Consider the following 14,995-nt stretch of genomic DNA (forward strand, 5'->3'; position numbering starts at 1 on the left):
ATGAGCGAGGATCTCTTTTTCGATCGGATTCCGCCGCAAAATCTGGAAGCGGAGCAGGCCGTGCTCGGCGCGGTGCTGCTTCAGGCCGAGGCACTCATCACCGTCATGGAAAAGATCACGGCCGACGATTTCTACGACAAGTCGCACCAGATGATATTCGAGGCTATGGTCCAGCTCGGGGAAGAGAGTCAGCCGATCGATCTGGTGACGCTGACCTCGCTGCTCAAGGATAAAGGACAGCTGGAAGATCTCGGCGGGGTCAGTTACTTGGCCAAGCTCGCGCACGGTGTTCCGACAGCCGCCAACGTGGAGTATTATGCGCAGATGATCGAGGAAAAAGCGATGCTGCGCAGACTCATTCGCACCGCGACGCAAATCGTCAGCGAAGGTTATACCGGCGGCGAAGACGTCGGCGCGATGCTGAGCGACGCGGAACGTAAAATTCTCGAAATTTCGAACCGCCGCTCAAGCGGCGGTTTTATCGCCATACGCGACGTATTGATGGAAGTATTCGACCGCATCGAAATCCTTAGCCAAACAGCGGGCAACACCGGAACTACGGGCATCCCGTCGGGCTTCGTCGATCTGGACGGCATGACGGCCGGTTTCCAACGCAACGACTTGATCATTTTGGCTGCGCGTCCTTCCGTCGGCAAGACCGCGTTTGCGCTGAACGTCGCGCAAAATGTCTCGGTTCGCGCCGGCGAAACGGTCGCCATTTTCAGTCTGGAAATGTCGGCGGCGCAGCTCGTTCAGCGGATGATCTGTGCCGAAGCCAACCTGGACGCGAGCATCATGCGGACAGGCGAATTCAAAAACGACGAAGACTGGACCAAGCTGACGATGGGGATCGCGTCCTTGTCGGAAGCCGAGATTTATATCGACGATACGCCGGGCATCACGGTAGCGGATATCCGCTCCAAATGCCGTCGACTTAAAAAGGAACGCGGACTCGGCATGATCGTCATCGACTACTTGCAGTTGATTCAAGGCCGCGGCAAAGCGGGCGAGAACCGTCAGCAGGAAGTCTCCGATATCTCGCGTACCTTGAAGCAGATTGCCCGGGAACTGGAAGTTCCGGTTATCGCGCTCTCCCAGCTCAGCCGGGGCGTCGAGCAGCGTCAGGACAAACGCCCGATGATGTCCGACCTTCGGGAATCCGGCTCGATCGAGCAGGATGCCGATATCGTCGCGTTCTTGTACCGGGACGATTACTACAACGCCGATACGGAAAAAAAGAACATCATCGAGATCATCATCGCCAAACAGCGGAACGGGCCGGTAGGGACGGTCGAGCTGGTGTTCTTGAAGAACTTCAACAAGTTCGTCAATTATGAGCGGGCGCATGATTCGTTCGCCGGGTAAACTCTACGGCCTCACGTTGTCCTCGAAAGTTACGTGTGCGGGGGAAGCGAGAAGACTGCGAGAGAAATTCGTTCAAGACGCTGTCTCACTTGGAAAAGTCGATTGAAATTTTAAGTGGAAGTTTTCCAAGTTCAAAGGCGTATTTCACTGAATTTCTCTCTCCGTCTTCTCGCTTCCAGCTACGTTGGACTTTGTCGACACTTTGAAACCATCGATAACCCGGCGGATTCAAAGTGGGGTAGGATAGGAAAAGGGAAAAGGCACCGGACATAAATCGTCCGGTGCCTTTTCGCTGTGCGTTAAAAAGTAAAACTTCCACTTTTAAAGACATCAAACTCCAAAGAGATCAACATCGTCTCCCTGCTTAACGCTGAGCGGGGAAACGAGCATGGCCGTTGTTATCTTTACGGCCGGGAATGCCGTCTTGGAGCAGCCAGATATGGAAAAAGAATTCGAAAATGCCGACGATGAACGCGATCACGAAAATATCGAAATACGAGATGTTCCAGCCGAGCATCGAAGAAGCGCCCCACAAAACAAGATACGTCAAGGCCGCATCGCCGATCGTGGCGGCGGTATTGCCGGCGGCAGGCAGAATCGTCATATCGCCAAGTACGTAAGCGACGGCGCCGAGTACCAGAGCAACGAGCAAAGCGCTCAGAAAGCTCGCGTCTCCGAACCACATCGTCAAGCCAACCACTACAACCGCGTTCGCCAACATTTTAACTACCAGCTTGATCATACTTTCCACCTTCTCCTCGCTGTATTTTTCATGCTGTATGTCCTTAAGGGAAGTCATGCCTTGTTTAACCTCCAAATTCCAATTTTGAACCTTTTTTTGGAAATGAAAAAACTCGCTCTTCTTCTCTTTTCTCCTTCCCGCTATTTAATGCCGAGGAAAACCCCAGCGGAGGGAAAGTTCTGTAGAGGAAGCCTTTGAAACCGGGGAAGTCCTTATCCAATCCAATTCAAATTCCCCGGTTGAGACAGCGCCCGACACAGAACTCTCCCGCAGCGCCTCCCAACCTCCCCTCCACCTTCCTTTTTCCGAACATTAAATTTACATCCTCACTGATTTGTTCGTTATTTATTTGACTTTGAAAAAACGGGCTGGTACACTATTACTGCTGCGTTAAAGCAGCATAAGGAGCGTTTTTCCCTTTTTCACGGATTGCAACGAAGTACGAAAAAGCGCGAAAAGGCCGTCTCCGCTCGTCCGTTAGCACGCTTCTCTGTTGGTATTTTCCACTGACGAAATTCCTGCCGGGATAGAGGACGGACGACCAATACAAAGGTGCAAAGGCACCCACGGAGGAATGAAAAATGTCAACAGTAGTTGTAGTGGGAACGCAGTGGGGAGACGAAGGAAAAGGCAAGATCACGGACTTTTTGGCAGAAGGTGCCGACGTTGTCGCTCGTTACCAAGGCGGTAACAACGCGGGCCACACCATTTTGATCGAAGAGAAAAAATACAAATTAACCATGATTCCGTCGGGCATTTTCTACACGGATAAAGCCTGCGTCATCGGTAACGGGATGGTCATCAACCCGAAAGCGCTGATCGAGGAAATCAATTATATTCACGATAACGACTTCACGACGAAAAACCTGTCCATCAGCGATCGCGCGCATATTATCATGCCTTACCACATGGTGCTGGACGCGTTGGAAGAAGAGCGCAAAGGCCCGAACAAGATCGGCACGACAGGCAAAGGCATCGGCCCTTGTTACATGGACAAAGCCGCTCGAATCGGTATCCGCATGGCGGATCTGATGGACGCGGAAGAGTTCGAATTGAAACTGCGCCATCTGGTGAAAGAAAAGAACCATATCATTGAACAAGTCTACGGCGGCGGAACGGTCGACGTGGAAGAAATTCTCAAAAACTATTTGGAATATGCCGAAATCCTGCGTCCTTACGTATGCGATACTTCGGTTGTCCTGAACGAATATATCGATGAAGACAAAAAAGTATTGTTCGAAGGCGCGCAAGGCGTCATGCTCGATATCGACCAAGGCACGTATCCATTCGTGACTTCGTCCAACCCGTCCGCGGGCGGCGTATGCATCGGCTCGGGCGTAGGCCCGGCGCGGATCAACCAGGTTATCGGCGTAGCCAAAGCGTACACGACGCGTGTCGGCGACGGTCCTTTCCCGACTGAGCTGCACGACGCAATCGGTGATACGATTCGCGAAACCGGTCACGAGTACGGTACGGTTACAGGCCGTCCGCGCCGCGTAGGTTGGTTCGATACTGTCGTTGTGCGCCACGCAAGACGCGTCAGCGGCATCACGGGTCTGTCCCTGAACTCGCTCGACGTGCTCACAGGCCTGGACACGGTCAAAATCTGCACAGGCTACAAATTCCGCGGCGAGATCATTTCGCACTATCCGGCAAGCCTGAAGCAGCTGGCGGAATGCGAAGCGGTCTATGAAGAAATGCCAGGTTGGAGCGAGGATATCACGGGGGCGAAAACGCTGGACGACCTGCCGGAAACCACTCGTAATTACGTCAACCGCGTAAGCGAATTGACAGGCATTCCGATCGCGATCTTCTCCGTCGGTCGTAACCGCGAGCAAACAAATCCGGTCCTGCCGATCTACGTATAAAGCGGCAAGACAGGCTGCACGCTTGGATCGTCTTATGAAAAAAGTTGGTTAGAAACCTCCAAACCCGCGCCCGGCGCGGGTTTTTTGCTGTTTAGCAAAGTTGAACTATCGGCGCCGGCTGTGGTACAGTAGACAAAGGTTTTGAAAAGGTTAAAATTTTGACACTATTTGAGAGCAATGTTGAAGATGCGCAATAAATCAGTAAGCTTGCCATTTAAAGGAGAAGATCATGAATAGTTCGAACAATAAAGGCCAGGGCGAAGCGGCAGCTTCCGAGAAGTCGGAAATGCAGCAGGAAAGCAAAATCGTCGTGGTCGGGGGAAAATCGAAAAGGACTCGTCGCTGGGCAGCGGGGATCGTCGGCGGGGTTGTGCTCGCAGGCGGACTGACCTTCGGCGGATTCAAATACGTAGAAGCGAATACTTATACCTACTATACCGTTTACTCGGGGGATACGGTGATCGGAACGATCGCCGACAAAAACGAACTCGACGAGCTGATCGACAACAAGCAGCAGGAGTTCTCCAAAAAGTACCCGGGAGCGGACATGAAGCTGTATACGGCAAGCATCCGCGCGGAAGAAATGCAGGGCTACAAAATCGTGCCCGATACCGAAGCGACGTTGGGCAAACTGGACGGCACGATCAAAGCTTACGCTACCGGCGCGGAACTTGTCGTGAACGGCGAAGTGGTCGGAATCGTCAAAGACAAAGCCACGGCGAAAAAGCTGGTCGAAAAAGCGAAAAACTCCTATGTCGAAAAAGGTACGCAAACCGAAGGAGCCGCGACCAAAAAGCTGGCTTCCACAGGAAGTGCGGCTTCGAGCGACGGTTCGACGTCCAAGCTGAACTCCATCAAGATCAACGACAAGATCACGTACGCGGAGACCAAAACGTCGCCGACGCGCATTTTGAGCGAAGAAGAGGCCTACAAGCTTTTGACGATCGGCAAAAAAGATCCGGTTACGTACACGGTTGTCGAAGGCGACAGCGTCAGCTCGATCGCGGCGAAGTTCGGCATCACGCAGGACGAGATCTACGCCAATAATTCGGATATCAAAGAGTTCACGCTTCAGATCGGCGAAGTGCTGCGCATCACCCTGCCTGATCCGATGATGAACGTCACGACGGTCGAGTCCGTATCCGAACTGATCCCGACCGCTCCGGAAATGTTCATTCGCCATAACTCCGAGCTGGCCGCAGGCAAACGCATCGTCGCTTCCCAAGGCAAAAGCGGCTCCAAACGCGTCGATTACCGCTTGACCAAAAAAAACGGCGAGATCGTGCGCGAAGAATGGATCGGCCAAGAAGTCGTTCGCCGTTCCGCTCCGATCATCATTATCAAAGGAACCAAAGTGATCGTCGAAGAAAAGCCGGTGGTTGAAGAGAAGGTAGAAGAAGTATCGACAGCTTCGGTTGAATCGACGGAAGAAAGCAGCGAATCTGCCGAGTCGTCTTCGGAGTCGTCCGCGTCCAGCTCGTCCGATGATTCCTCAAGCTCCAACCAAGAGGAAGTCACATCGAGCGGCAGCGGCTTCAGCTGGCCCGTCAGCGGCGCTTCGATCTCCAGCACCTTCGGAACCCGCTGGGGCAAACTGCACGCCGGCATCGATCTGACAGGCCCGTCTACCATCATGGCCTCCGCCCCGGGCACCGTCACCTACGCCGGACAAATGAACGGCTACGGCAACATCGTCATCATCAGTCACGGCGACGGCTACGAGACCCGCTACGGCCACTTGAGCAGCATCGGCGTCAGCAACGGCCAATCCGTCTCCCGCGGCCAATCGATCGGCGTCATGGGCAACACCGGCCGCTCGACAGGCACGCACCTGCACTTCGAGATCCGTAAAAGCGGCTCCCCTCAGAATCCTTTGTCCTACTTGCCTTAACGACAAAGGACAAGCAGTAACACGCCGGATGCTAAGTAATCAATGTTGAGAGTGACTTTAAACCTCATGAGTGAGCGATGAAGAAAGGCCATGATCAACTCGAACGTGTTCAAGCTACTCGTCTTAATCAATTTAACGAAACTGTTCATATCCCTTGATCTTCTCTTCTTTTTAAAAAAAGCGCCGCCGGCATTCTCCGGCGGCGCCTTTATGTCTTGAATGTGCATTTCCGAAGGCACCAGGCGGAGGGAGAGTTTCAGTGTAGGAGCGCTAGCGTTCGCCTTTGCAGTTGGGAAGCTTCCTTCTAATTCTAATCAAAGCTTCCCAACTGCAACACGCGACCGAAACGAAACTCTCCCGGAGCCGCCCCGCCTTCCCATCAGAAATGTATATTCAAGACGTCCCGCGCCCCCGGAACCTTTTCCGTCGGCGCTTTTTCCCGTCTCCTATGGTAAAATAACGAAGAATCAAAGCAGGGGGGCTGAAAGAAAATGCAGGGTAAAATCCTGGTTGTCGACGATGAACAGCCGATTGCGGATATATTGAAATTCAATCTCGAAAAAGAAGGCTACCAAGTCACCTGCGCGTTCGACGGCATTACCGCCGTCGAACTTGCGCTGAGCGAGCAGCCCGACCTGATCCTGCTGGATCTGATGCTGCCGGGCAAAGACGGCATGGACGTGTGCCGCGAAGTCCGCGCCAAATTGGCCGTGCCGATCATCATGCTCACCGCCAAAGACGGCGAGATCGACAAAGTGCTCGGTCTTGAGCTGGGCGCGGACGATTACGTCACCAAGCCGTTCAGCACGCGCGAACTGCTGGCCCGGGTCAAAGCCCAGATGCGCAGGCACCAGCCGGGCGCGCCGTTGTACGCGGGGGCAGGCGGCCCGAGCATGGGGGCGGAAGCGCCGAAGCGTCAAGGACTGACGGTAGATGCTCTTTTTATCGATACGGATATGTATATGGTGTACAAGAACGGCGAGCAGCTTGATCTGACTCACCGCGAATATGAACTCGTTTACTACATGGCCAAGAATTCGGGCAAAGTCATGACGCGCGAGCACCTGCTGCAAGCGGTCTGGGGCTTCGAATATTTCGGCGACGTGCGCACGGTCGACGTGACCATTCGGCGGCTGCGCGAAAAGATCGAAGACGATCCGAGCAAACCGGAATATATCCTGACCCGGCGCGGACTCGGTTACATGATGCGTTCCAACAAGCCGGGAGGATTTTAACGGATGCTGCGCGGCGCTTCCTTTTTCCGTTCGGTCCAAGCCAAGCTGATTATCGTGTACATGCTGCTGATCGTGATCGCGATGCAGCTGATCGGCGTTTATTTCGTGAGTGCGATGAAGACGTCCCTGACGAACAACTTCACCAACGATCTCAAAGAACAAGCGGAGCTTTTATCCGTGCTGGCCGGGCAAAACTGGTCGGGCAGCGGAGAAGCCGCCGAAGACAAAGCGGCAAGCCTGCGCACGCTGGTCGACAACTTTTCCAGCATGAGCAGCGGCGAGATTCAAGTGCTCGACGTGAGCGGCCGGGTGCTGATTACGTCGCTGTCCACGCATGCCGACCTGGTCAACAGCAAAAACACGCAGACCGTCGTCAGCCGCGCGCTGCAAGGGATCGACGATAACGAAGAGTATATTATCGACGAAGACAATCTGCGCAAAAAGGTCGTCGCCAAACCCGTGTTCAGCGGCGGAAAAATCGTGGGCGCGATCTATATCGTGGCCTCGATGCAAAGTCTCTACGATACAATGCAGCGGATCAACAGCATCTTTATCTCCGGCGTGCTGATCGCGCTCGGCCTGACGGCCGTACTCGGCGTCATCTTGGCGCATACGGTCACGCAGCCGATCAAAGAAATGACCAAGCGGGCGACGGCGGTCGCGGAAGGTCGTTTCCACGTGCGAATGCCCGTGTTCGGCAACGACGAGATCGGACAGCTCGGCGAAGCGTTCAACCATATGACGAGCCGTTTGCAAGGCGTATTATCGCTGAATGAAGAAGAAAAAGAAAAGCTGGCTTCGATCCTCACCAACATGAGCGACGGCGTGATCGCGGCGGACGAGTCCGGTTCGGTCATTTTGGTCAACCGGGTTGCCAGCGCCATGCTGGGAATGCGGGAAATGGACATCATCGGGCGAAGCATCTCGGAGCTGCTGGATCTGCCGGAAGAAGACGAAGAGCTGCCGTCCGCCGGACTGCGCAGCATCATCCTCGGCGGCAGCGGCGGCACTCCGGATTCGCCCGGCGCTCCCGACGGACTCGGCGAAATGACGATCAAAGCGACGCTCAGCCCGATTCACCGCCGCGAAAGCGGAACGGAAATCGGCGTCAGCGGCACGATCGCGGTCTTGCAAGACATCACCGAGCAGGAACGATTGGATACGCTGCGCCGCGAATTCGTGGCGAACGTCTCGCACGAACTGCGCACGCCGCTGACCACGATCAAAAGCTACACCGAAGCGCTGGAAGACGGGGCGCTCGACGATCGGGCTTTAGCGGGACGTTTTGTCGGCGTGATTCAAAACGAGACGGAGCGCATGATTCGCCTCGTGACCGATCTGCTCCAACTGTCGCGCATGGATTCCCGGGAAACGCTCGTGCGGCGCAAGAAAGCGAACTTGTTCGAGCTGATCGAAGAAGTCGCCGAACGCTTTACGTTCCCGCTTCGGGACAAAGGGATCTCCGTATCGCTCAAAGCCTCGCCGCAGCTCGGTTCCGTCAACGTAGACCGCGACCAGATCGATCAGGTTCTCGACAATGTCGTGTCCAACGCGATGAAGTACACGGCGGACGGAGGCAAAGTCACGCTGGACGCCTACCCGCTAGAAGACGGCAAACGGTATGCGGTCGTGATCGCGGATACCGGCATCGGGATTCCGAAGGAAGAGCTGGGACGGATCTTCGAACGTTTTTACCGGGTAGACAAAGCGCGTTCCCGCGGCATGGGCGGCACGGGCCTCGGCCTGGCGATCGCGCGGGAGATCGTGGAAGCGCACGGCGGGGACATCGCGATCGAATCGGAGCTGGGACAAGGTACGCGTGTAACGTTCACCTTGCCTGCCCATATCGAAGGAGGCGGGGATTAACGTGAAAGAGCAGCTCAAAACGGCGGCACTCACGCTCCTCGTCGCCGTCAGTCTGGTGCAAAGTTATCTGTTGATCTATCGGCTGCCGGGTACAGGCTCAGTTGTCGTCTCGTCGGCGGGCTATGTCCGAACCGACGAGATGGGCGAGCAGCTGAACGTGGAAGATACGCTGTATCCGGACCGGATGATTATTCATATGGGCGAGGACAAGCATACGGTTTTTTATCCGAATTCGGCTTTTTACAAGCTGATCTATGCACGGATTCAGGCCCGGGATTTCGCCGCTTTTCAAGCCCAACCGATCTCTAGCGAGGATTGGGAAAAAGTAGCGGCGAACAATCCCGGCATCGAGCTGTCGTTCGGAAGCGGGCTGCCGGTGCCTTTGCTGCAAAAAACGATGCGGCTGGCCGCCGACGCGACATTCGAGACGGCCGACATCGATCGCATCTGGATTTATACCGGAGCCGGCGAGGAGAAGCCGAGAGCCTTTTTCTTCAGTTCGAACGGGCAGGATATCTACGAAGCGAAGCAGCTCGACCTGACGGTGCAGGACGTGCTTCAGCATGTGGCGTTCGGCGAAGAATGGACCCCGTATACGCCGCTCAAAAACCATGCGTTGTACGTGCCGTCCAAGCCGATCGTGCTGGCGGAAGCGGTTCTGGAGACGGATGCGTTTACCAGCGACCAAATGCAGCGCAACCTGTTCGCCGATCCGGCCGTGACGCGCAATATCCATGAACAGGACGGTTCGGAGATTTACACGGACAGCAAGCGGAGCCTTCAGATCGAGGACGAAGGGCGCTGGATGACGTACACCGATCCGGCGGCGGTTCCGGCGATCCGGGCGGACGCCACCGAAAGCGTGCTATCCGCCGTCGACTTCATCAATCAACACGGAGGCTGGAACGGAACGTACCGGGCTGAACTGACCGCGGGCAGCGACGAAGATTCGAATGCGGATCTGAGCGTGCGTTTCCGGCAGTATTATGGTTCGTTACCGATCTTCGGCAGCGGGACGGTACGTTACGGGTATATGGATCTGCTGCTCCAGCAAGGCACGGTCTCGTTCTACGAACGCTCTCTGCTTGAGACGCCGCAAGTGGGCGATCAAGGGCCGCAGTATACGTTGTCCGGCGGTCGGGATCTGATCGATCGGATCGTCAAAGTCGAAGAAGTGCATGGTTTGAAAGTGACGGATTTGTACCCGGCGTACACGCCACGCATGAACGGCGATACGCTGCGGCTGGTGCCGGGCTGGGTAGCGGTGCTGTCCGACGGCACGAACGCGACATTTAACTAATCGGTCGTAGCCGGCCGGGCGAGAGGGGAGGCGGAACATGGATTGGGGAAGGGCTAAAAATGTCTTGATCTACGCGTTCCTACTGCTGAACCTGGTGCTCGGCTATCAGCTGTGGAGCGATTACCGCGAGCAGCAGGGCGCCAACTTGGGCTTCGATTCGCTCAGCGAAAGCACGCAGCGGGCGATGGAAAACAAAAATATTCAGGTGCTGACCTCCGTTCCGGCGGATACGCCGAGCCTGCCGAAAATCTCTTACCGATATACCGAGGAGCTTCCGGACGATCCGGTACAGCTTGCCATTCCGGCGGACAGCAAGCTCATTTTTACGCCCGGAGACCTGGTGTCGGCACTGAAAAACGAAATCCCGCAGATCGGAAATTATAGCTACGACGCTTTTGCGGACAGCAGCGAAGACGGGTCGTTCACGCTGCATCCGTTATTCGAAGGGCAGTGGCCGTTGTTTAACGCGGATCTGGAACTTTTTTATACCGACCAGAAGATTACGGCTTACCTCGGTTCCCCGGTACAGATTCAAGATGCCGGAGGCGAAACGGAAGTGCTGCCCGCGCAAAAAGCACTCGGGACGCTGGTCGAAAATTATTTGCCGGACGGCTCGGTCGTCAAAGAGATCACGCTGGGCTTTTACGGGCAGACCTTCGATTCGGAGACCCAGGTGGCTGCGCCGGTATGGCGGTTTACGGTTGAAAACGGCGATCCGTCTTCGTACAGCGTCTACTACGTGCAGGGAGCCAGCGGAGACGTCATCAGTCCCTGAAGCAGCAAGAGCAGGAGAAAAGGAGATCAACAATGAGTATGGGAATGCGTTTTACCGTGTTGTCGAGCGGATCGACGGGCAATGCGACCGTGATCGAGCTGGGCGGCACGACGATCTTGGTCGATGCGGGCCTCAGCGCCAGAAGAGTCGAAGAACTGCTGCGCGAACGCGAGGTGTCGCCGGAGCAACTGAGCGGCATTCTGGTCACGCACGAGCACACGGATCATATCAAAGGCGTCGGCGCGCTCGCGCGCAAGTACAAGATGCCGATCTACGCGAACGAAAAAACGTGGGAAGGCATGAAAAAGTACGTCGGTCAGATCGAGCCGGAGCAGCGCAAAATCCTGGAAACGGGATCGGCGATCGACTTCGGTTCGCTGAGAGCGGAATCGTTCGGCATCTCGCACGACGCGGCGGAGCCGGTCGGCTACACGTTCGACGACGGCATCCACAAGCTGAGCCTGGCGACCGATCTCGGCTACATGAGCGAAAAGGTCAAAGAAGCGATCTACGATTCCGACGTGCTGGTGCTCGAATCCAACCACGATATCGAGATGCTGCGCATGGGACGCTACCCGTGGAACATCAAACGGCGCATCCTCAGCGACATCGGCCATTTATCCAACAACGCGGCGGGCGAAGCGCTCAGCGAGCTGTTGAACGGCCGTTTGAAGCGCACGTACCTGGCCCACCTCAGCCGCGACCATAACATGATGGATATCGCGAAAATGACGGTGCGCTGCTCGATGGAGGATTGCGGAATATTTTTCAAGGATAGCGAATTCGAACTGCGCGACACGTATTGGAACATGCCCACGCCGTGGGACGAGGTAGGCAGCAAAACGGGCGAATAACGATCGGCAGAGCGCTTTGGAAAAGGCGTCGTTATGCCGATAATCGGTTTAATGGATAGCAGGCAGGAAAAGGGCAAAAAATGCGGCGCATACGGATGGAAGGGTGAATGCACATGGGGCTGTTTGACGACGAATATTATGGCGGGAGCGGGAAAAGGCGCGGATTCAGCGAACGCAGTCCTCGCCGCGGCCGGAGACGTTCCGGTGGCTACGACGCTAACGGCCGCCGTTCTGGCGGTACGCGTGCGGTCGCTTTTAGCGCGATTCTCGCTTCGCTGCTTACGGCTCTGCTGCTCAGCGGCCTGTTCGCGGGCTTTGTCCTGCCGCGGATGAATACGACAGCCATCTCCGCAGGAGCCAATCCTTACGATCGCATCGTTCAGGCCGCCGCCGCCGTCCGGCCTGCGGTCGTCAGCATCGTGAGCCACCGCACTGCGGGCGACACGTCGCCGGACAGTGCGGCATTAGGTTCAGGCGTAATTTTTCAAAAAGAAGGCGGCAAAGCGTACGTCATCACCAATCACCACGTCGTCGCGGGCGCGGAAGAACTGCAAGCCGTGCTGGTCGACGGAACAAGCCTGACCGCGAAGTTGGTCGGCTCCGACGTCATTACCGACGTGGCGGTTCTGGAGATCAGCAGCGCGAAAGTCGCCGCGATCGCGCAGATCGGCGATTCGGATACGCTGGATCTCGGCGAGACCGTAATCGCGCTCGGCAACCCGCTCGGTCTCGGCGATACGCTCACCTCCGGGATCGTGAGCTATCCGAAGCGCGTTATGCCCGTATCGCTGAACGAAGACGGCGTCTACGATTGGGAGCAGCAGGTCATTCAGACCGACGCCGCGATCAACGAAGGCAACAGCGGCGGAGCCCTGGTCGACCTCGACGGCCGGCTGATCGGCATCAACACCATGAAGATCGCCAGTACCGGCGTCGAAGGCATCGGCTTCGCCATCCCGATCAACCAGGTCATGAACACCGCCGAAGAGCTGCTGACCACCGGCAAAATCAGCCGACCTTATCTGGGCGTCTACTCCCTCGACCTGAACAACCCTTACGCCCCGATGGACGAGGACCAGGTCGAAGAACTGAAGCTGCCGAAAGAAGTCGAAAAAGGCGTCGTCGTCCTCGAATCCCTCGGCCCCGCCAAAGACGCCGGCATCCAGCTCAACGACGTGATCGTAGGCTTCGACAACCAATCGATCGACTCCACCCTTATGCTCCGCAAATACTTGTACGGCTACAAAAAGATCGGCGAAAAAATGACCATCAGCTACTACCGCGACGGCAAAAAACAATCCGCCACCGTGACCCTCGGCGAACGCCCGGAAGCGACGCAGTGAGCGCTGATGTACAGATGAGCGGCTTTTTGGAAAAAAGATCGATAAACGAGAAATAAATAAACATCGAAGAAGTCTTGATCGTCAGATAGAAACGTAGTTCTATAATAGAAGCAATGCATTTGCTTTTTTCCTTAACGAAAGATTTTGCAAGAGTAAAGGCTGCACAGCGGCGGGAGAGTTTCAGCGTAGGAGCGTTAGCGATCGCCTTTGAATTCGGGAAACTTCCATATATAATTCATTCCAGTTTCCCGAGTTCAACACGCGACCGAAGCGAAACTCTCCCGCCGCCGCTCAAGGCCGGTTTACCCCAAAAAGTCAGGAGTGTTCTTATTGTACTGTGTCTGCAAGCAACATATCGAAACCGCGCTCGACGAATTTCTAAACGAATACGAAGACGCCGCGCCCGATCTCGTGAACCTCAAAGAAACCGAGTTCTCCGACTGGGACCCGCCGCTCAAATGCGCACACTGCGAAGAGCCGGCCGAAGTGCTCGTCGTTTAATCCGGTTTTAGCGTTTCAACGTTCGCCAAGCTGTATTTTCCGTAATCCAAATCATATGACCGACGGACGGCCGCCCGCGCGCTCCGGCAATGCCGGAACTCGCGAGCGGTCTTTTCGGCCGACGGAACGAAAGGGAGCTTTAACCCACGATGATCTTCCTTTTTAGCTATGGACTGACCGCCCTTGTTTTGCTCGGTTTTGTCGTCTCGTACATGCGCGACAAGCGCCGGATCCGCGTCGGGATGCTGCTGACGTTCGGGCTGCTGCTGCTGGCGTTCTCCCTGATGATCAGCGTGATCCGGATCGCCGACGACAATTCCGCCGTCCGGTATGCCGCCGCGTTCGGCGCGCTGGGCGCCGTCGTCCTGCTGCCGCTGCTCGTGGTCGGTACGGGAGCCGGACTGATCTACAACGCGCGCATTTTATGGAGAAAAGAAGGACTCAAGCCCAAAAACCTGCTGACGCTCGGTCTGGGTTTGCTGATCTTTGTGTTTTTGGGTCTGATGATCACGTCGCCGCTATGGACCACGGACGGAAAACTTGCGCTGCCGATCGCGGTCGTCTCGACGATTACGGCTTATCTGGGCTTCGTTTTCCTCTGCTACCTCGTCTCGTCCGTGCTGTATAATTGGGTGCGCCCGCGCGTTCCGCGCGATTACATCGTCGTGCTCGGCGCGGGGCTCAAAGGCGACAAGGTCACGCCGCTGCTTGCCGGACGGCTGAATCGCGGCATTGCCTTTTACAAGAAACAAGAAGCCCTGCCTTACGTCCCGCCCAAGTTCGTCGTCTCCGGCGGCAAAGGCTCGGACGAGATGATCTCCGAAGCCGCCGCCATGCGCAACTATTTGCTGGAGCAGGGCATACCGGACGAGTGGATCATTATGGAGGACCAGTCGGTGAACACGCTGCAAAACATGAAGTTTTCCAAAAAGATCATGGATGAGGAAAGCGGCAAAGGCCAGTATACGTGCGTGTTCGCGACTAACAACTTCCACCTGTTCCGGGCCGGCGTCTATGCGCGTCAAGCAGGGCTGCAGGCAGACGGGATCGGTTCGAAAACGGCCTTTTATTATCTGCCGAATGCGTTTATCCGCGAGTATATCGCTATTTTGACCATGTACCGCCGCTGGCATCTGTTTTTCATCGCGACGATCGTGTTGATGTATGCGGCTGCGGCCGGGCTGTTCTGGTGGGTAGAGCATACGGTGGACGTTTAATTTGCCGAAACAAGCGAATAGGTCGATTGTTGGAGCAA

12 protein-coding genes are annotated in these 14,995 nt (G+C 55.8%); 11 read left to right on the forward strand and 1 reads right to left on the reverse strand.

Going from position 1 to position 14,995, the window contains the following annotated elements:
- Positions 1-1,365 carry a replicative DNA helicase gene (gene dnaB / locus SACSAC_RS10830; RefSeq protein ID WP_037286152.1) on the forward strand — a complete coding sequence of 455 codons (1,365 nt, stop codon included), beginning with the start codon at positions 1-3 and terminating at the stop codon, positions 1,363-1,365.
- 364 nt (positions 1,366-1,729) lie between these two features.
- On the opposite strand, the gene SACSAC_RS10835 is transcribed toward dnaB, so the two are convergent.
- Positions 1,730-2,107, reverse strand: coding sequence for a DUF2512 family protein (locus SACSAC_RS10835; protein WP_037286154.1), 378 nt, complete (start codon positions 2,105-2,107; stop codon positions 1,730-1,732).
- A gap of 581 nt (positions 2,108-2,688) precedes the next feature.
- Between SACSAC_RS10835 and SACSAC_RS10840 the strand changes: the two genes are divergently transcribed.
- The 10 genes from SACSAC_RS10840 to SACSAC_RS10885 all read left to right on the forward strand — a co-directional run bounded on the left by SACSAC_RS10840 (position 2,689) and on the right by SACSAC_RS10885 (position 14,957).
- A complete protein-coding gene (locus tag SACSAC_RS10840) occupies positions 2,689-3,975 on the forward strand; it encodes an adenylosuccinate synthase (protein ID WP_037286156.1) in 1,287 nt (428 codons plus the stop codon).
- Between the two features lie 229 nt (positions 3,976-4,204).
- Positions 4,205-5,866 (forward strand): M23 family metallopeptidase, encoded by a 1,662-nt coding sequence (locus SACSAC_RS28650; RefSeq protein WP_051507037.1) that lies wholly within the window; start codon positions 4,205-4,207, stop codon positions 5,864-5,866.
- 491 nt (positions 5,867-6,357) lie between these two features.
- Positions 6,358-7,101, forward strand: a complete 744-nt coding sequence (gene yycF / locus SACSAC_RS10855) for a response regulator YycF (RefSeq protein ID WP_037286160.1) — start codon at positions 6,358-6,360, stop codon at positions 7,099-7,101.
- A 3-nt stretch (positions 7,102-7,104) separates the two neighbouring features.
- Positions 7,105-8,967 (forward strand): cell wall metabolism sensor histidine kinase WalK, encoded by a 1,863-nt coding sequence (gene walK / locus SACSAC_RS10860; RefSeq protein WP_211251337.1) that lies wholly within the window; start codon positions 7,105-7,107, stop codon positions 8,965-8,967.
- 1 nt (position 8,968) lies between these two features.
- Positions 8,969-10,267: a YycH family regulatory protein gene (locus tag SACSAC_RS10865; RefSeq protein ID WP_037286162.1), complete on the forward strand. Its 1,299-nt coding sequence runs from the start codon at positions 8,969-8,971 to the stop codon at positions 10,265-10,267.
- Positions 10,268-10,304: 37 nt separating this feature from the next.
- Positions 10,305-11,042 (forward strand): two-component system regulatory protein YycI, encoded by a 738-nt coding sequence (gene yycI / locus SACSAC_RS10870; protein WP_037286164.1) that lies wholly within the window; start codon positions 10,305-10,307, stop codon positions 11,040-11,042.
- A 38-nt stretch (positions 11,043-11,080) separates the two neighbouring features.
- A complete protein-coding gene (locus SACSAC_RS10875) occupies positions 11,081-11,896 on the forward strand; it encodes an MBL fold metallo-hydrolase (RefSeq protein WP_037286167.1) in 816 nt (271 codons plus the stop codon).
- 113 nt (positions 11,897-12,009) lie between these two features.
- Positions 12,010-13,239 (forward strand): S1C family serine protease, encoded by a 1,230-nt coding sequence (locus SACSAC_RS10880; protein WP_037286169.1) that lies wholly within the window; start codon positions 12,010-12,012, stop codon positions 13,237-13,239.
- 330 nt (positions 13,240-13,569) lie between these two features.
- Positions 13,570-13,740 (forward strand): CxxH/CxxC protein, encoded by a 171-nt coding sequence (locus SACSAC_RS27665; RefSeq protein ID WP_084778008.1) that lies wholly within the window; start codon positions 13,570-13,572, stop codon positions 13,738-13,740.
- A gap of 149 nt (positions 13,741-13,889) precedes the next feature.
- Positions 13,890-14,957 (forward strand): YdcF family protein, encoded by a 1,068-nt coding sequence (locus SACSAC_RS10885; RefSeq protein WP_051507038.1) that lies wholly within the window; start codon positions 13,890-13,892, stop codon positions 14,955-14,957.
- Positions 14,958-14,995 lie beyond the last annotated feature (38 nt).

Source organism: Saccharibacillus sacchari DSM 19268 (assembly GCF_000585395.1).
Classification (GTDB): domain Bacteria; phylum Bacillota; class Bacilli; order Paenibacillales; family Paenibacillaceae; genus Saccharibacillus; species Saccharibacillus sacchari.